Origin of the sequence: Micromonospora sp. CA-248212 (assembly GCF_050948405.1) — a bacterium.
Lineage (GTDB): Bacteria > Actinomycetota > Actinomycetes > Mycobacteriales > Micromonosporaceae > Micromonospora.
On the sequence record NZ_CP192023.1, the window covers coordinates 2,194,786 to 2,212,162 of the forward strand.

The 17,377-nt window shown below is 71.9% G+C and carries 14 protein-coding genes; 6 read left to right on the plus strand and 8 right to left on the minus strand.

Translation table 11 applies throughout. The features are described from left to right. The first annotated feature begins 117 nt into the window (after window positions 1-117). Window positions 118-1,758, plus strand: coding sequence for an MDR family MFS transporter (locus ACQP03_RS10825; RefSeq protein WP_357120489.1), 1,641 nt, complete (start codon window positions 118-120; stop codon window positions 1,756-1,758). Between the two features lie 203 nt (window positions 1,759-1,961). Then, window positions 1,962-2,750: a phosphatase PAP2 family protein gene (locus ACQP03_RS10830; protein WP_357120486.1), complete on the plus strand. Its 789-nt coding sequence runs from the start codon at window positions 1,962-1,964 to the stop codon at window positions 2,748-2,750. Here the strand turns inward: ACQP03_RS10830 and ACQP03_RS10835 are convergent. Next, window positions 2,716-3,285: a hypothetical protein gene (locus ACQP03_RS10835; protein WP_357120483.1), complete on the minus strand. Its 570-nt coding sequence runs from the start codon at window positions 3,283-3,285 to the stop codon at window positions 2,716-2,718. The genes ACQP03_RS10830 and ACQP03_RS10835 overlap by 35 nt on opposite strands. Before the next feature lie 343 nt (window positions 3,286-3,628). On the opposite strand from ACQP03_RS10835, the gene ACQP03_RS10840 reads away from it, so the two are divergent. Beyond that, window positions 3,629-4,990 (plus strand): extracellular catalytic domain type 1 short-chain-length polyhydroxyalkanoate depolymerase, encoded by a 1,362-nt coding sequence (locus ACQP03_RS10840; RefSeq protein ID WP_357120480.1) that lies wholly within the window; start codon window positions 3,629-3,631, stop codon window positions 4,988-4,990. A gap of 142 nt (window positions 4,991-5,132) precedes the next feature. On the opposite strand, the gene ACQP03_RS10845 is transcribed toward ACQP03_RS10840, so the two are convergent. Both ACQP03_RS10845 and ACQP03_RS10850 read right to left on the minus strand, forming a co-directional pair. Further along, window positions 5,133-6,626 (minus strand): arabinofuranosidase catalytic domain-containing protein, encoded by a 1,494-nt coding sequence (locus ACQP03_RS10845; protein ID WP_357120477.1) that lies wholly within the window; start codon window positions 6,624-6,626, stop codon window positions 5,133-5,135. Window positions 6,627-7,281: 655 nt separating this feature from the next. After that, the gene (locus ACQP03_RS10850) at window positions 7,282-7,548 is read right to left on the minus strand and encodes a helix-turn-helix domain-containing protein (RefSeq protein WP_357120474.1); all 267 of its coding nucleotides are present in this window, start codon (window positions 7,546-7,548) and stop codon (window positions 7,282-7,284) included. Window positions 7,549-7,649: 101 nt separating this feature from the next. Between ACQP03_RS10850 and map the strand changes: the two genes are divergently transcribed. Continuing rightward, entirely contained in the window at window positions 7,650-8,468 is an 819-nt protein-coding gene (map, locus tag ACQP03_RS10855) for a type I methionyl aminopeptidase (RefSeq protein ID WP_357120471.1), read from the plus strand. 92 nt (window positions 8,469-8,560) lie between these two features. Here the strand turns inward: map and ACQP03_RS10860 are convergent, their stop codons facing one another. Continuing rightward, window positions 8,561-9,388, minus strand: coding sequence for a PIG-L family deacetylase (locus tag ACQP03_RS10860; RefSeq protein ID WP_357171494.1), 828 nt, complete (start codon window positions 9,386-9,388; stop codon window positions 8,561-8,563). A 199-nt stretch (window positions 9,389-9,587) separates the two neighbouring features. On the opposite strand from ACQP03_RS10860, the gene ACQP03_RS10865 reads away from it, so the two are divergent. Then, window positions 9,588-10,481, plus strand: a complete 894-nt coding sequence (locus tag ACQP03_RS10865; protein WP_433460840.1) for an alpha/beta fold hydrolase — start codon at window positions 9,588-9,590, stop codon at window positions 10,479-10,481. Between the two features lie 40 nt (window positions 10,482-10,521). On the opposite strand, the gene ACQP03_RS10870 is transcribed toward ACQP03_RS10865, so the two are convergent. From ACQP03_RS10870 to ACQP03_RS10880, 3 genes are all read right to left on the minus strand, one after another. Further along, window positions 10,522-11,958: a glycoside hydrolase family 43 protein gene (locus ACQP03_RS10870; protein WP_357171496.1), complete on the minus strand. Its 1,437-nt coding sequence runs from the start codon at window positions 11,956-11,958 to the stop codon at window positions 10,522-10,524. 64 nt (window positions 11,959-12,022) lie between these two features. Then, window positions 12,023-12,685 carry a peptide chain release factor H gene (gene prfH, locus ACQP03_RS10875; protein WP_357171497.1) on the minus strand — a complete coding sequence of 221 codons (663 nt, stop codon included), beginning with the start codon at window positions 12,683-12,685 and terminating at the stop codon, window positions 12,023-12,025. Then, window positions 12,682-13,869, minus strand: a complete 1,188-nt coding sequence (locus ACQP03_RS10880; protein WP_357120456.1) for an RNA ligase RtcB family protein — start codon at window positions 13,867-13,869, stop codon at window positions 12,682-12,684. The genes prfH and ACQP03_RS10880 overlap by 4 nt, the downstream gene beginning before the upstream one ends. Before the next feature lie 252 nt (window positions 13,870-14,121). On the opposite strand from ACQP03_RS10880, the gene ACQP03_RS10885 reads away from it, so the two are divergent. Further along, window positions 14,122-16,722: a LuxR C-terminal-related transcriptional regulator gene (locus tag ACQP03_RS10885; protein ID WP_433460841.1), complete on the plus strand. Its 2,601-nt coding sequence runs from the start codon at window positions 14,122-14,124 to the stop codon at window positions 16,720-16,722. A 47-nt stretch (window positions 16,723-16,769) separates the two neighbouring features. Here ACQP03_RS10885 and ACQP03_RS10890 read toward each other — a convergent pair whose 3' ends face one another. Continuing rightward, on the minus strand, window positions 16,770-17,375 hold the full coding sequence (locus ACQP03_RS10890) for a hypothetical protein (RefSeq protein WP_357120450.1): 606 nt from the start codon (window positions 17,373-17,375) through the stop codon (window positions 16,770-16,772). Window positions 17,376-17,377: the final 2 nt, after the last annotated feature.

Genomic DNA, 17,377 nt, shown 5'->3' on the forward strand with positions numbered 1-17,377 from the left:
AAGATCGGTAGATGCTTGCGTGAGGCAACCAACTCAGGCGCGCGGATGTCCGTACCCGAGGCCGCCGCGTACGCCTGGTTGTCGTCCTGGAACCCACGACAAGCGGGAGGCCGCGCGATGAGCGCACCCACCACCACGCCCGGCGCCGAGCCGATGAGCCATCGGCAGACCCTCGAGGCGCTCAGCGGCCTGCTGCTGGTGCTCTTCGTCGCGATGTTGAGCAGCACGGTCGTCTCGACCGCGCTTCCCAAGATCATTGGCGCGTTGAACGGCTCCCAGACCCAGTACACCTGGGTGGTCACCGCGACCCTGCTCACGGCGACGGCCACCACCCCGATCTGGGGCAAGCTCGCCGACCTGTTCAACAAGAAGCTCCTCATCCAGGTCGCCATCGTGGTGTTCCTGTTGGGCTCCGTCATCGCCGGCTTCTCGCAGAGCGCCGGCCAGCTCATCGCGGCCCGTGCGTTCCAGGGCATCGGCGTCGGCGGCCTGCAGGCTCTCGTCCAGGTGGCGATCGCCGCCATGATCCCGCCCCGCGAGCGCGGCCGCTACAACGGCTACCTCGGCGGCGTCATGGCGGTGGCGACCGTCGGCGGCCCGCTGCTCGGCGGCCTCATCGTCGACACGTCCTGGCTCGGCTGGCGCTGGTGCTTCTTCGTGGGCGTGCCGGTCGCCGTCGTCGCGCTGATCCTGCTCCAGGTGACTCTGCACCTGCCGACGTTCCGACGGGACAACGTCAAGATCGACTACCTGGGCGCGAGCCTGATCGCCGCCGGCGTGAGCGTGCTGCTGATCTGGATCTCCTTCGTCGACAGCTCGTTCGCCTGGGTCTCGTGGCAGAGCGCGGCCATGGTGGCCGGCTCGCTCCTCCTGCTCGCCCTCGCGGTCTGGGTCGAATCGCGGGCGGCCGAGCCGGTCGTCCCGCTCGCCATCGTGCGCCAGCACACCACCGCCCTGGCCATCCTGGGCAGCCTCGCGGTCGGCATGGCCATGTTCGGTGGCGCGGTCTTCCTCGGCCAGTACTTCCAGATCGGCCGGGGTTACAGCCCGACGGAGGCCGGCCTCCTCACCATCCCGTTGATGGCCGGAGTCCTCGGCTCCTCGATCGTCGCCGGCCGGCTGATCACCCGGACCGGGCGGATCAAGCCGTACATCGTCGCCGGTTCGATCACCCTGGTCGTCGGGTTCGGCCTGCTCGGCACCATCGACCACGAGACGTCTCTGGTGCTCGTCGGCGTCGGCATGTTCATCGTCGGCACCGGCGTCGGCATGACCATGCAGAACCTCGTCCTGGCCGTCCAGAACACGGTGGCCCTCAAGGACATCGGCGCGGCCAGCTCCAGCGTCGCGTTCTTCCGGTCGCTCGGCGGCGCGGTCGGCGTCTCGGTGCTCGGCGCCGTGCTGGCCCACCGGGTCACCGACCAGATCACGCGCGACCTGGCCGCCGCCGGGATCCCCACCTCCGGCAGCGGTGGCGACAGCAACCTCAACATCACCGCGCTGCCCGACGGAGTTCAGCACATCGTGCGCGCCGCGTACGGCGACGCCACCGGCCACATCTTCCTCATCTCCGCGGCCATCGGGGTGGTCGGCGTCATCGCGGCGCTCCTGCTCCGGCCGGTCACCCTGCGGACCAGCCTCGACCTGCCGGACGCCGCCACGTCGACGGCTCTGGCCGCCGACGCGGTCGACGGAGCGCCCGCGTTCGACCAGGTCGCCGCCGATTCCACGGCGAACGCGGCGCCCGAGCGGCGCTGACCTCTGCAGAGCACAGAATCAGGGGCCGCCACCGTCACGACGGTGGCGGCCCCTGATCCGAGGGCCTGTTTCACAAGGACTGGCCGGCCTGCGGCGGGGTCCGGACGACGACCGGCGGCGTGGCCTTGCCGGATCGTCGTCCAGGCCCCGCCTCGGCTCGACCGCCCCGGTGAAACAGGCCCTACGACCGAATCGAGACGCCTGTGGGAATCGCCGAGCTGACGGCGTCGAGGCCGGTCACGCCCGGCCGGCGGGCCGCTCCGGCGCGCCGGGCCGTGCGGGAGCTGCTGCTGGTCGCCACGCTGTTCCTCCTCTACAAGGGGGCGCGGATGGTGGTGGCCGGTCGGGTGGCCACGGCGCTGGCCAACGGCGAGTCCGTCTGGCATCTGGAGCGGCTGCTGCGCCTGCCCGACGAGGCCGTCGTCCAGCACCCCGTGCTCTCGCACACCCTGCTGGCGCACCTGGCCAACGGCTACTACGCGTACGTGCACTTCCCGGCCACGGCCGTCACCCTGGTCTGGCTCTACCTGCGGCACCCGGCGCGCTACCTGCGCACCCGCCGTACGCTCGCCGTGCTCACCGCGGCGGCCCTGGCAGTGCACGTCGTGGTCCCGCTGGCGCCGCCCCGGCTGACCGCGCTGACGGCCTTGGTGGACACCGGCAGCCGGTACGGGCCCTCCGTCTACGGGCCGCCCGACACTGACGCGCTCAGCAACCAGTACGCGGCCATGCCGTCCCTGCACGTCGGGTGGGCGCTGGCCGTCGCCGTCGCGCTCGTTTCGGTGACCCGTGGACGCCTACGGTGGCTGTGGCTGACCCATCCGCTCGTCACCATGCTCGTCGTCGTGGCCACCGGCAACCACTACTGGCTCGACGCTGTGGTGGCGGCGGCGATGCTCGGCGTCGTCCAGCTGGCGCTGCCGGCGTCGGCACCCCCGGCCGACGCCCAGCCCGACATCAGCCCACCGGTACGCCGTACTCCCGCTCGGTGAACAGGTCGACGTCGCGCGGACCCAGCTTGGCGGCCCGGCGGGCGTGCAGGGCGAGTTGCCGACGTGCCTCACCGAGGCGGCGGATCCCGGTCGTCATCTCGTCGGACGCCTCGAACGGCTCCCTCCCGCTGGCCTGCAACGCGGCCGCCAGCACGGCGTTGTACGCGGTCATCAGCCCGTTGGCGAGCGCGATGCCGTCCTGGTCCCCACGCGTCCAGATCTCCGACCACGCGGCCTCCACGGTGACCATGTCCCGGGCCAGCCAGTCGTGCAGCCCCATCGGCCCCAGCGGCTTGTGCCCGCCGAGCAGGTCGTTGCCCGCCTCGGGCAGCCCCGACCGCCAGTACCGGGTCTGCCGCAGCGCCTCGACCTTGTGGGCGAGGCGGAGCGCGCCGGACAGGACCAGGACGTACGCCCGCTGAAGCTCGGCCCGCTCGCGTTGGCGTCGCTTGACCCGGCTGTGCGTCCACACGACCAGGAGTGAGGCGCAGGCGGTGATCGCGGAGCCGAGCAGAGCGGCCAGGGTTGAGTTCACGCCGACATGATGCCTGCCGCCGATTGGTGTCGCCGCGCGGGATCGGACCCGGTCCGGTTCTCCCCGGGCGGGCTTCGTCGGCGTCCTCCGTTACGGCTTGACGAACGGCATGTTATCGCTCACAGTCGATGTCGAGGCGACCGCACCCACGGCTCACCGGGCGAGCCATCCGCTTCGGGCCCGCACCATCCGGACGTCCCCTCCGGGCAAGCGGACGTCGCCATCAGCACCTGTCACCAGCCGCCGGCGACGCGCGGCAGATGTCGCGCGCCCGCGAGGGCGTCGTCCCGAACGTCCTTCCCGCGCGCCACCAACGCTGCCACCGACCGAGAGGGATCCGCCCATGAGAACAAGGTTCGCACTGCTGGCCGCCGCGTTGGCGACGGCGCTGGCGACGATGACGGCCGTGGTCACGGTCGCCACCCCGGCGTCGGCCGCGACCCTCACCCAGGTAACCAACTTCGGCACGAACCCGACGAACCTGCAGATGCACCTGTACGTGCCGGACCGGGTAGCGGCGCGTCCGGCTCTCCTGCTCGCCCTGCACTACTGCACCGGCAGCGGCCCGGCCGTGCACACCGGCTTCGGGCTCAGCTCGCTGGCCGACCGCTACGGCTACATCGTCATCTACCCGTCCGTGACCCGGAGCAGCAAGTGCTGGGACGTCTCCTCCCCGCAGGCCCTGCGCCGCGACGGCGGCAGCGACCCGGTCGGCCTCAAGTCGATGGTCGACTACGTCCGGAGTCGCTACCCGGTCGACCCGGACCGCATCGGTGTGGCCGGCTTCTCCTCCGGCGCCATGATGACCAACGTGATGGTCGGCCTCTACCCCGACCTGTTCAACGCCGGCGTCAGCTCCTCGGGCGTTCCGTTCGGTTGCTTCGCGACCACCAACGGCGCGGAGTGGAACAGCGAGTGCTCCGGCGGGCGGATCGTGAAGACCCCGCAGCAGTGGGGCGATCTGGTGCGCAACGCGTACCCCGGCTACACCGGCAAGCGTCCCCGCTTCCAGATCTGGCACGGCACCACGGACACCACGCTGAGCTACGTCAACTTCGGCGAGCAGATCAAGCAGTGGACCAACGTGCAGGGCGTGTCCCAGACCCCCAGCTACACCGACTACCCGCAGACCAGCGCCACCAGGACGCGTTACGGCGGCACCGGCGGCACCGCGCCGGTCGAGGCGATCAGCTTCCAGGGGTACGGCCACTCCATCCCGTTCGACGCCGCGCAGGCGATCCGGTTCCTCGGCTTCGACACCACCAGCGGCACGACGCCTCCGACGACGACACCTCCGACGACGCCGCCCCCGGGCGGCACGACCGGGGCGTTGCGCAACTCCGCCGCCGGCCGCTGCCTGGACGTCCCGGCGCAGTCGCGCACGAACGGTACCCAGGTCGCGTTGTGGGACTGCAACGGCGGCGCGAACCAGCAGTGGGCCTCGACGGCGGGCCGGCAACTCCAGGTGTACGGGACGAAGTGCCTGGACGCCGAGGGCGCCGCGACGACGGCGGGCACGCGGGTGATCATCTGGGACTGCACCGGGGGCGCGAACCAGCAGTGGAACCTCAACACGGACGGCTCCGTCACCGGTGTGCAGTCCGGACTGTGCCTCGCGCCGAACGCCGGTGGAACCGCCAACAGCACCCAGGTGGTGCTCGCGACCTGCAACGGCGGCAACGGTCAGAAGTGGACGCGCGGTTGAGGCGTACCCGATGGTGGTGAGCCGGAACGCGGCCTGAACCACCGGTGTGGCCCGGCCCGGGACGTTCCCGGGTCGGGCCACACGGCGTGCGCGGACCTTCGTGACCGCCGCCGTCGCGTCGCGGGGCGGCGGTCACGCGCTCTCAGCGGTAGCCGGCGGCGACGATGTTCGCCTGCACCGCGTTCTCGGCCGCGTCGGACGGGTAGCCCGCCACCATCGCGCCCTCGTAGAACGTACCGACGCTCTGGTTGGAGTTGTCGATGCAGCAGTCCCCGCCGCTGCCGAGGATGATCGCGCCCTGCTTCCTCATCGGGCTGTACCCGCGTGGCAGCGACCCGTCATAGAGGGTGTAAAGGCCGCCGGACTGGGCGTTGCTGCCCTTGATGGCGAAGCGTGAGGTGCCGTTGTTCTTCAGGGTGGCGGTGACGAACTTGCTGGTGAAGGCCCGCTGGTTGCTGTTCCAGGAGCTGCTGCCGCCGGGGTAGAGGCCGTACTCCAGGTCGGCCTGCACCCAGGGGCCGGAGCCGGAGCAGCCACCGAACCAGCAACTGGTGCCGAAGTAGATCGCGTCCATCGCGCCCGCGCCGTCGGCCCGGCGGGTGGTCTCGCTGTTGCCGTAGTCGAAGCAGCAGCCGCTGTTGACGTGGGTGCCGCTGGTCACCATGTACATGCCCTCGGGCGCGGCGCCGGTCGGGATGCCGGTCAGGTGACCGTCCCGCCAGTAGCTGCTGTTGCCGTTGATGTAGAGCGAGTAGACCTTGTTCCCGCCGACCGTCAACGACTCCCTGGTCGCGACCGCCGGTTGTACGGCGCCACCGATGCCACCGGCCCCCTGGTAGCCGAGGTTGTTGCCACGCCCCGACTGGTCGTAGATGACCGTGATGACGCATGTGGTGTTCGCGCAGAAGCTGTCCTGGGTGGCGGAGTTGGCGCGTCCGCCCGCGCTGAGGACGCCGATGGCACGGGTGGTGTTGTCCGAGGATCGGCGTACCTGGTAGAGCGAGCCGTTGTAGGAGGCGTACAGGGCGCGGGTGGTGCTGTGCGCCGCGACGCAGGGCGTGCCGCCCGCCGCGTAGATGTCGCAGGGCAGCGTCGTGCTCGGTGGGGGAGTGGTGGGCGGCGGCGTGGTGGGCGGTGGTGTGGTGGGTGGCGGCGTCGTCGGAGGCGGCGTGGTGGGCGGGGGCGTGGTGGGCGGGGGCGTCGTCGGGTCCACCACGCCGTTGCAGGTGACGCCGTTGAGGGCGAAGGAGGTCGGCGTCGGGTTGCTGCCGGTCCAACTGCCGTTGAAGCCGAAGCTGGTGCTGCCGTTGGTTCCGATGCTGCCGTTGTAGGCGGCGTTGGTGACGCTCACCTGGGCGCCGGCCTGGGTGAAGCTGCCGTTCCAGAGCTGGGTGACGGTCTGGCCGGCGGCGAAGTTCCAGTTCAGCCGCCACCCGTTGATGGCGTCGCCCACGTTGGTGATGGTGACGTTGGCGCCGAAGCCGCCCTGCCACTGGGAGCTGACCGCGTAGGTGACCTGGCAGCCGGCGGCGGCCGCCGAGGCGCCCGTCTGAGCGGCGGCGGCGCCGACGAGCACGAGGGTGGCGGCCGCGGCGACGAGCGCCGGTCGCCGATGTCGGATGTCTTGGGTTCGCACGTTCTCTCCTCAAGGGTGGGAGTTGGCGGTGTGCGGGCCCCGCCCCGTTCACCCTGCTCGGGCCCGGACTCTGAGCAGGGGGACGACGGGACGGGGCCCGGTCCGCGGGCGCGTACGGCGTCGCCGGAACCGTCCGGCGCGGGATTGACCGCGCGGACGGTGGGGTCGGCGGGCCGGGCGCGACGGGTACGCGGTGGTGCGGTCGCCGCCCGCGACCCGGCCCGGGGTCGCGGTGACGGCGGTGGCTGTGGCCTGGAGCGATTGTGGGAAGGCCGATCGACGGCACGGCTCCGGCCGATCGAGGTGATGCCGACCTGCGGGCGCCGCTGGTCAGGCATCCGTCGTCCGGCCCTCGGCACGGGTCGCCCGGTGGTGAGCTCGGGCCGTCCCGTGTCGGCCACGCTCCGCCCGCCCGCGCCGCGAACGACGTAGACCGCGGCCGGGGCCAGCAGTTGGGAGGCACCGGTGACGGTCAGTTATCGACGGCCGTCGTTACGTTAGCGTTAACAGGCGGCCCTGTCCATAGACGGTTATCGGTGGCTTTTCCGACCGTCGGTCGGTTCTGGGCGCCGCCGCCCCTGTTCAGGGAGCGAGCGAGGTGCCGGTCCGGGTGTTCCGCGCGGCGCGTGCCCGCGAGCGTGCCCTGGCCGAGTGCTCAGGACGCCTCGCGGACCCGCGGGTCGGCGAGCCACACGTCGGCGAGGTCGCTGAGCGCGACACCGAGGACCTCGCTGAGGCAGACCACGGTGCCGAAGGCGGGCGCCGGGAGCCGACCCACCTCGATCTTGCGCAGGGTCTCCGGTGACATGCCGGCGGCGAGGGCGACCTCGGCGAGACTGCGGCCCCCCCGCGCGACCCGCAGCGCCGCGCCAAGGCGTTGCCCCGCGGCGATCTGCTCCGGTGTGAGCGGTGGCCGAACCATGTGAGCAGGATAGTTCCGCCGCTGGAGGCCGGCAATGTCGACCCGCCGGACGCCCGCACGGCGTGGTATAAATATACCGCACCGGATGGGGAGGGTTTGTCGTGATCGAGCTGAAGTCTGCCGCGGAGATCGACCGGATGGCCGTGACCGGCCAGTTCGTCGGCGAACTGCTGGCCGAGCTGCGGACGGTGGCCGCTGTCGGCGTCAACCTGATGGAGATCGAGCACCACGCCCGCCGCCGCATCGCCGAGCGTGGCGCCGAATCGTGCTATTGGGACTACACGCCGTCGTTCGGTCGTGGGCCCTTCCGTAACGTCCTGTGCCTCTCGGTCAACGACGCGGTGCTGCACGGCCTGCCGCACGACTACCTCCTGCGCGACGGTGACCTGCTGAGCATCGACATGGCGGTCGAGATCGACGGCTGGGCCGCCGACTCGGCGCTGTCGTTCGTCGTCGGCGCTCCCGCCCCGGCCGACCTGAAGCTGATCGAGGCCACCGAGGTCGCGCTGAAGGCCGGCGTCGACGCCGCCCGACCGGGCAACCAGCTCGGCGACATCTCCGCCGCCATCGGCGAGGTCGCCCACCGCTACGGCTATCGGGTCAACAACGAGTTCGGTGGGCACGGCATCGGTCGCACCATGCACGAGGCCCCGCACGTGCCCAACAACGGCCGTCCCGGCCGGGGCATGACACTCAAACCCGGCCTGACGCTCGCGATCGAGCCGTGGTTGTGCCGGACCACCGACAAGATCAAATTTGACCAGGACGGCTGGACGATCCGATCCTCGGACGGTTCGCGCTCGGCCCACTCCGAGCACACCATCGCGGTCACCGAGTCCGGTCCCCGGGTGCTGACGTCCCGCCCCGGGGAGGACCCGGAGCGGGACCGTCGCAGCGGACAGTCGGCCACGGCGTCCTAACCGTTGGTGAAAGGAAGGGCCCCCTGTTAACAGACGTCTGCTAATAGGGGGCCCTTCCTTTCACGCGCCGTGGCGGGCAGGCGGGGGCGGCGTCAGCGCAGGCCTGCGAAGAGGTCGTCCTCGGGAACGGGCGCGTCGGTGGTGTCCCGCACCCGGACGAAGGTCTCCATGCCCATCAACTCGGTGAACCGCTCCTGGCCGAGCTGGAGGAAAAAGATGTTCTCGGTCTGGCTGGCGTGCGCGGCCAGGGCCGCGAACTTCTGCGCACCGTGGGCGCGGGTGTCGACCCAGGTGGTGATCTCGTCGTCGGGGAGACCCAGCTCCGGCATATCCGACGACTCGTCCGGGTCGGCCCACTCGACGCCAAGTTCCTTCATGACCCGGCCGAACTCCTCGAACGCCGTGCGGGGCACGGTGGTCCAGTAGACCTTCGCGGGGACGTCGGTCTGCGCCACGGCGGCCATGGTGATGCGGTGCGCCTGGATGTGGTCGGGGTGGCCGTAGAAGCCGTTCTCGTCGTAGGTGACGACGACGTCCGGCCGGTACCGGCGGATCAGCTCCGCGAGCCGGTCCGCGGCCTGCGCCACCGGCGTCGTCCAGAAGGAGCCGGGCTGGTCGTTCGTCGACCAGCCCATCATCCCGGAGTCGGCGTAGCCGAGCGTCTCCAGGTGGGTGATTCCCAAGGTGGCCGCGCTGACCTCCAGCTCGGCCTGACGCATCGCCACGACGGCGGCCGGGTCGTGACCGGGCTCGCCGGGCTTGACCCCGCCCGGCCCGTCGCCGCACCGCCCGTCCGTACAGGTCACGAGGACCGTGGTGACACCCTCGGCGGCGTACCGGGCGAGGACGCCACCGGTGCTCGTCGCCTCGTCGTCGGGGTGCGCGTGCACCGCCATCAGGGTCAGGGATCGCTCAGCCATGTCACCACCCTACGACCAGCATCGGACCTGGGTGGGGGCCGACGGCGTACGGCGGCGCATCTTAACCATCCGCCGGCCGGGCCCCGGTCTCCTTGCCCAACGCGCCGCCGGGCGGCTCGGGGCTTCGTACGCTCTCCCCAGGGTGGGCGCACTCCGGGCGCGGCCCCCAGGCTTGACCAACCGATGAAGGGTGCCGGCCATGGCGCTGTTCGACGACGTACGACAGATCGACGCCGGGGTCCTGAACGTCGGGTACGTCGATGCCGGCCCGCCGGACGGGCCGCCCGTGATCCTGCTGCACGGCTGGCCGTACGACATCCACAGCTTTGCCGAGGTCGTGCCGCTGCTCACCGACGCCGGCCACCGGGTCGTCGTGCCGTACCTGCGGGGTTACGGCACGACCCGGTTCCTCGCCGACGACGCCGTGCGCAACGGTGAGCCGGCCGCCATGGGGCTCGACCTCGTCGCCCTCATGGACGCCCTGGGCATCGACAGCGCGAAACTCGCCGGATTCGACTGGGGAGCGCGTACGGCCGACGTCGTGGCCGCGTTGTGGCCCGAGCGCTGTGCGGGTCTGGTGTCGGTGAGCGGTTACCTGATCGACGGTCAGGAGTCGGGCCGGGTGCCGCTGCCGCCGAAGGCCGAGTTCTCCTGGTGGTACCAGTACTACTTCGCCACCGAGCGCGGCCGGCAGGGGTACGACCGCAACCGCCGCGACTTCGCCCGGCTCATCTGGCAGACGGCATCGCCGAAATGGACGTTCGACGACGCGACGTTCGACCGCAGCGCGGCGGCGTTCGACAATCCCGACCACGTCGACATCGTGATCCACAACTATCGGTGGCGGCTGGCCCTGGCCGAGGGTGAACCGCAGTACGCCGAGGTGGAGAAGCGCCTCGCCGGCAAGCCGAAGATCACGGTGCCCAGCATCACCCTGGAGGGTGACGCCAACGGCGCGCCCCACCTGGACGCCAGCGTCTACGGCAAGCAGTTCTCCGGCCGGTACGAGCACCGGACCGTCGGTGGCGGCGTCGGGCACAACCTGCCCCAGGAGGCGCCGCGGGCGTTCGCCGACGCGGTCCTCGAGGTGTGAGGCCGGGCCGTGTGGCGGGTGCCATCCGGTCCGGCTCGCGTCACGAGGTGATCCGGAAGGTGGCGTCCTGCCGGTCCGTGGCACCCGAGCTGGCGCTCAGCGGGTCGATGCGCAGCAGGTAGTTGTAGTGCCGGAGGTAGCGGGTCGGGTAGTTGTAGGAGCGGAACGACGTCCAGGACGCGTCGGCCAGCCCGGCGGTGCGGTAGAAGGTCGCGTCGGCCCGGAACACCGAGGTGTTGTCAGTGACTTCCAGCCGTACCTCGTAGTTGTAGTGGCGCAGGAAGTACCCGGGCTTGTTCACCGACTCGAACGACACCCCGGCCGAGTCGGCGAGGCCGGGAACCATCCGCCACAACTGGTCCTGGTACGGGTCGAACGGGTACGTGTCGACGCGGGCCACGTAGTTGTAGTGCCGCACGTAGCGGTCCGGCAGGTTGGAGGACTTCAGTCGGACCCAGTTCGGCGTACCCCACCGCGCGACGAGACCGGCGTACTCCGCGTCGGTGATGCCGGTCATCGACCCGTGCTTCGAGTTCAACGGCGGCGTGTAGTCGCGCTGGTTCAGCGGCGTCCAGGAGTTGCCGCCGATGGCGGTGGTCGACCAGGCGTAGAAGTCGTTGTTGACCGGGCTGTACGAGTCGCCCCACAACCGCCAGCCGCTACCGTCGACCGCCTTGACCAGCAGCGGCGCCTCGATGCCGCTGCCCTGCAGCAGTCCCGAGGTGTACGTGGTGAAGCTGTTCGGGGCGGCGGTGCTGGACCGGGCGCCGTACAGGTTCCCGTTGGCGAGGTTCTTGTAGTACAGGTAGGTGGTGCCGCCGTCGACGACGACGTCGCCGTCGAGGACCCCGAAGCCCGGACTGAAGAACACCTGCGGCGAGCTGACCGTCCGGAAGTCGCTGGTGTAGTTGACCAGGAGGACGTCCTGGCCGTTGTTCGCCGAGTAGACGATGGCGTACTGGCCGCGCGCCGCGTCCCAGAAGGCGGTCGGCGCCCAGGTGTGGGTGTTCAGGGTGTGCATCCGGATCCGGCGGTAGCCGGTGAAGCTGGTCAGGTCGGTCGAGTCCCACACGTGCAGGTACTGGCTGGTCTGGTTCCAGTTGGTGCCCTTGAGGTCGGTGGCCAGCACCACGAAGGCGCCGTCCTGCTTGCGGAAGACGAACGGGTCCCGCAGACCCAACTGCCCGGCGGTCGGCGTGACGACGGGGTTGTTCTGGTTCAGCGGCGTCCAGTTGAGACCGTCACGGCTGACCGCGAGGTGCAGTCCGTAGTCCGCTCCCAGGCCCTGCGGCGACTCGGTGAAGTAGGCCATGACGTAGGAGGTGTTCGGCGCGGCGAGGGCGGTGCGGGGCAGGCTCAGCGCGCCGGTGGCGGCAGCGGCGGTGGACAGCGCGCCCAGGGTGAACGCGCGTCGGGTCAGAGGCACGGTCGGCGACCTTTCTGCGGCGGCGAGCGCGAGCATTTCATTCGAGCCCATCGATGTGATCGTTAACATACGACGTCCTCCGACACGCCTGCAACCCCTCGCCAGCGCGCCGCTGTCAGTGGCCGGCGGCCGCCCGTCCGCGCCGCCGTCGACCCGGCGTCGAGGTCGGCGCCGGGCGTTCGACGCGGGTCGGATCGCCCCGCACGAGGTCGTCGTGGATGCGCCACCTGGCTGTGGTGACCGCGCGGCGGGCCACCTCGTCGCCCCGCTCGACACGCTGGCGCAGCAGTTCCAGAGCGATGCGCCGGTTCTGACTGAACTGCCGCTCGTCGTCCACCACGACGACGAGACCCGACGGGCGGTGGGTGGCGCGTACCGCCGTGCTGGCCTTGTTCCGGTGCTGGCCGCCGGGACCGCCGGTGCGGCAGCCGACGATCTCGACGTCGGCCTCGGCGAACGTCGTCGGGGGAACGTCGCTCGGCGGCGGTTGCGCCGTCACGTACCAGTTCTTTCGACCCGCGCTCGTCCGGTAGGGGCTGGGCGCCTGCCAGCACAACGTCCCCGTCCAGGAGGCGGCGAACGCCTCGACGTCGACGCCGGACAGCCGGATCAGCGCCGACCGGTAGGTGCCGGGCCGGTCGCCGGGCACCACGTGGACCCGCTGGACCGCCACGCCCTGCCGGGTGGCGTCACCCTCCAGACGGCGCAGCAGGTGGGCCAGCGCCCACCCGCACTCCCGCGGCCCACGGCCGGCGGACAGCAACAGAGCCTGGCTCACGACCGACCCCGCCCGCGACGCTGATCCCGCCGGTCCGAGCGAGGCGCGGCCCCGACATCCGGCGTCTTGTAGGTGACCAGGGGGATCGTGGTGGCCACCGGCGTGGCGAGCTGGTGGGCGACGAGATCGCCGATCACCTGCTCGATCCGCTTGTACGCGGTGGGCGCCTCCTCGAAGAGCAACTGCCGGTCGCCGCACACCACCAGCGAACCCACCGGGGTACGCCGTAGCTCCTCGACCGTGTGCTTGGCCCGGCCCCGGCGCAGCGCGTCGGCGCGGGACATCTTGCGACCCGCGCCGTGCGCCACCGAGTGGTTGGCGTCCGCCCCGGCGTGGGCGGCCACCAGGTACGACGCGGTGCCCCGCGTACCGGCGACGAGCACATCGCGACCGTCACCCGGCGCCGCTCCCTTGCGGTGCAGGTAGACGCCGTCGCGCACCTCGACCAGGTTGTGGCACTGGTCGACGACCGGCTCGGTCGGTTCGGCCCCCAGGGCGTACGCGACCCGGGCGGCCAGCAGCCGCCGGTTGAGCGAGCCCCAGCGCACCGCCTCGTCGTGTCGGGTCAGGTAGGCGGCCGGGTCGGGTGCGGGGCCCGCCCCGTGCGTCTCGGTGTGCGTCCGCAGGATCCGCTCACCCAGGCCCCGCGAACCGCTGTGCACGACCAGGACGAGGTCACCGGTTGCCAGCCCGAGGCGGTCGGCGTGCTCCGGCGCGAAGACGGTGTCGACGCGGGCCAGCTCCACGAAGTGGTTGCCGCGGCCGACCGTACCGAGCCCGTCCAGGTGGCCGGCGGGAACGTCACCCGCGAGGACGGCCCAGGCGGGGTCGTCGGCGTCCCGCTCCGGGTCCAGCGCGCGGTCGAGGTCGGGGAACCGGGCGGCCAGCCGCTCGGGTACGACGCGCCGGAGTCGAATCGGGAAGACGGCGATACCGCAGCCGATGTCGGAGCCGACCAGGAACGGGTACAGGACCGTCGACGCCATGGCCGCGCCGATCGGGGCGCCCTTGCCCGGGTGCAGGTCCGGCATGCCGGCGACGTGGACCATGCCGTCGAGGGCCGCCACCTGCCGGCACTGGTCGAGCGCGGCGGACTCGATCCAGCTCGCGGCGGACGCGAACACGGTGACGGTGGCGGGGGTGGACAGGGACAGGGACTCCCCAGGGGAGTGGTGCTCGGACAACGACGCTCATTTCTCGCTGAGTCGCAAGTGGACGGACGGCGGTACGGCGCCGGGCGGCGTGAAATGGCCTCGGCGCGGTCCTCAGGTGGTGTCCGTCAGTACGTCATGGGCACCACTGTGGCGACGTCCGTGGCGCACGGCAACTGGTTATCGTGAGCGGTGGACACCGTCGGCCTCGCACCGATTGACGCTGTCCGTCATCTGTCGGATGGGTGATGGCCCGGGACGCGGCTCGCCCGTCATCATCCGGGAATGCTGACAGGGCGTGACGGCACGCTCGCCGAGGCCCGCGCCGCGCTGGTGCGGGCCGATGGCGCCGTCCTGATCGGTCCGGCGGGGGTGGGTCGCACGGCCCTCGCTCGCGCGGTGGTCGCCGACCTGCCGCCGCGACTGTTCGCCACGGTGTGGATCACCGCCACCGAGGCGAGCAAGGAGGTGCCCTTCGGCGCGCTCGGTCGACTCCTCGCGGGCGGTCACCCCGCCCTGCACCCGGCCCTGGTGCACAGCACCGTGCTGACCAGCCTCGTCGAGCGGTGCGGCCCGGCCCGCACGCCCGTCCTGGTCGTCGACGACGCCCACCTGCTCGACGGGCCGTCCGCCGGTGTGCTGCTCGGCCTCGTGCAGGCCCGAGCGGTCCGGGCCCTGCTCACCGTCCGGTCGGGGGTCCCGGTGCCCGACGCCGTCGTCGCGCTGTGGAAGGACGTCGGACTGTCCCGACTGGTGGTGCCCGCCCTGACCGAGGCCGAGGTCGGCGCGCTGGCGGCGGAGCGGTTGGCAGGTCCGGTCAGCCGCTCCACCACCCACCTGCTGTGGCAGTGGACCGGCGGACTGCCACATCTGGCGGTGGCGTTGCTCGACCACGGGCAGGAGGTCGGTTCGCTGGCCCGCGACAGCGACCAGTGGCGCTGGCGCGCCGGCCTGGCGGTGCCCGCACAGCTGGCGGACCTGCTCGACCGGGAGCTGGACCAGGTCGGCCGCCCCGGTGAGGAGGCGCTGGCCGCGATGGCGCTCGGCGGGCCGCTGCCGCTGCCCGTCGCGGAGGCCGCCGCGTCGGCGGAGCTGCTCGCCGACCTCGAACAGCTCGGTATGCTGCGCAGCGAGCAGCGCGGCGACGAGGTCCTGGTGCGGTTGCGCGATCCGATGCTCGGCGCGGCGGTACGCCGACGCATGTCACCCGCCCGGCGTCGCCGCATCGCCGCCACGCTGCTGACCGGCGCACGGCAGGCCACGCCGCGCGGCTCGCACGCGGTGGCCCGCGCGCTCTGGGCGGTGCACGCCGGGCAACCGGTTGACCCGCCGGAGCTGGTGCGGTCTGCCGGCCTGTGCCTGTACGCCGACCCGGAGGCCTCGGAACAGTTGGCCCGGCGAGCGTGGCAGGAGGGTGGTGGGGCGTCGGCGGCGGTCGCGCTCAGCGCCGCCCTCGCCGAGCAGGGCCGCGCCGTCGAGGCGTACGAGACGCTGCGGACCGCCGCCCGGGACGCCGACGCGGCCGGTGACCCGACCGCCCGGGTGACGGTGGGGGTGGCCCTGGCCGCGCATCGCCTCTGGGTCGGGCGGGAGCCCGGACAGGCGTACGACGACCTGCGACGACTGCGCGCGGAAGCCGATGCGGCCGGTGACTCTGCCGGCCGGGCGGAGTTGGCCGCGCTCGGCGTGCTGGTCCAGCTGTTCAGCGGCGAGTCGGCGGGGGTGCTGGCGAGCGCCCGTCAGCTCCTGGGCGAGTCACTCCCGCGCGGCGCGCGGCTTCGGGTCATGTTGGCGTCGGTCGTGGCGCTGGTGCTGGCCGGCCGCACGGAAGAGGCGGTACGGGTGGGCCGCACGGTGGTCGAGGCGGTCGAGCGGTCCGGCTCGTCGGCCATGCCGCAGATCCGTGGCATGGCCGGGGCGGCGCTGGCACTGGCCGAGCTGTGGCGTCAGCCCACCCCGACCGGTCCGGTCACCGACCCGGCCACCGGTCGGTGGCCGCTGCCCCCGGACCCGCTCGTCTCCGGTCTGTCCCCCACCGCCTGGCCCCTCTTCGACGGGTACGCCCAGCGGGTCAGCGGGGATCGAGCGGGCGCCATCAGCCGGCTCCGGGACGCCGTCGCCCAACAGGCCGGCGGCAACGGCATGTTCCGCGCCGAGGCAACCGGCTGGCTGGCCGTCACGCTGGCCGAGGACGGCCGCCCGGACGAGGCGGAGTCGGTGCTACGGGAGCACCCCGTCGACGCGGTCGCGCTGGTCCCGGGGCTGCGCCCGTGGGCGCTGGCGGCGGTCGCCGCGGCGACCGGTCGGCGCGCTCGGGCGGGCGAGCTGATGGACGAGGCGATCGTCGTCGCGCACGCCTCCGGGAGTTGGTTGGTGGAACTGGGCTATCTCATCTACGCCGCGCACCTGGATCCGGTCGCCGGTCCGGCCCGCTACGCGGACCGCATCGCCGAGGCTCTCGTCCACGTGGACGCCGAGCGGCTCGTGGCCGCCGGCCGGGCGGTGATCGCGCTGGCCGGACGCGATCCCACCGTGATCCTGGAGCACGCGCACCGCCTGGTGGACATGAACATGACCGGCGAGGCGCTGAAGGTGGCCGGAGAGGTCGGCCGGCGGGCCGGGGTCACCGACACCGTCCGGCTCGCCGTCGACCTGCGTGCCCGGCTGCGATCGGCGGTGCGGGACGACCCCGCGAGGGTGGCGGGGCTGACCGCGCGCGAGCGGCAGGTCGCCGGGCTCGCCGCCCGGGGCCTGTCCGACCGGGAGATCGCCGAGGCGTTGGTGCTGTCGGTGCGTACCGTGCAGACACATCTGGGACGGGCCTACCGCAAGCTGGCGGTGACCTCCCGGCGGGACCTGTCGGACGCCTTACGACCGGCGGGCTGAGGCCACCGGCGGTGGCCGAGGCGCGACGTGCGCCCCGGCCACCGCCCCTAGGAGTTCTTCGTGTAGCAGGTGACCCGGCCATTGGAGTCCTCACGGCAGTCCGCGCCCTTGGCGCCGAGGACGTTGATGCTGCCGACCAGGAACGTGAAGCCCAATCCGGTCAGGATGCCGATGCCGACCTTCTTGGCGACCTCGGCGAAGTTGGCCGTGACGTCGAGCCGGAAGCTGACCGGCGCGTACCGGATCTGCTCCCACAACTCGGCGATGCGCGGGTCCTGGCCGGTGATGCTGAAGTCGTCGCTGCTGTGATCGTCGGTCACCCGGCCGGTGGCGACGGCCACGAACACCTGCTTGTGCTGGTCCACGACGTTCGGGCCGGCGGCGAAACTCCAGCTGTGGCTGAGGAAGCCGTTCTCGTGTACGTGCCCCTGGAACCAGTAGTGGCCGTCGCTGGCCATCCGCAGCCAGGCCGTGCCCTTCACGCTCGACGGCAGCAGGCTGCCGGAGAACGTCTCGGTCCACTCCTGTTCCAGCCGGTCCATCGCCACCCTTGTCGACCCGGCCGGATGCCCGACCTGCGCGCCCACCTGACGCAGCGTCAGCGGCGCACGGATGTCGAGGTACCGGCCGGCGGCGGTACGGACGCTGGCCATGA

Bases quoted from the DNA above. Each gene is read 5' to 3' on its own strand.
- ACQP03_RS10825 (WP_357120489.1), top strand. From the start codon at position 118: ATGAGCGCACCCACCACCACGCCCGGCGCCGAGCCGATGAGCCATCGG.
- ACQP03_RS10865 (WP_433460840.1), top strand. From the start codon at position 9,588: ATGGCGCTGTTCGACGACGTACGACAGATCGACGCCGGGGTCCTGAAC.
- ACQP03_RS10885 (WP_433460841.1), top strand. From the start codon at position 14,122: ATGCTGACAGGGCGTGACGGCACGCTCGCCGAGGCCCGCGCCGCGCTG.
- ACQP03_RS10850 (WP_357120474.1), bottom strand. From the start codon at position 7,548: ATGGTTCGGCCACCGCTCACACCGGAGCAGATCGCCGCGGGGCAACGC.
- ACQP03_RS10840 (WP_357120480.1), top strand. From the start codon at position 3,629: ATGAGAACAAGGTTCGCACTGCTGGCCGCCGCGTTGGCGACGGCGCTG.
- ACQP03_RS10890 (WP_357120450.1), bottom strand. From the start codon at position 17,375: ATGGCCAGCGTCCGTACCGCCGCCGGCCGGTACCTCGACATCCGTGCG.
- ACQP03_RS10870 (WP_357171496.1), bottom strand. From the start codon at position 11,958: ATGGGCTCGAATGAAATGCTCGCGCTCGCCGCCGCAGAAAGGTCGCCG.
- ACQP03_RS10860 (WP_357171494.1), bottom strand. From the start codon at position 9,388: ATGGCTGAGCGATCCCTGACCCTGATGGCGGTGCACGCGCACCCCGAC.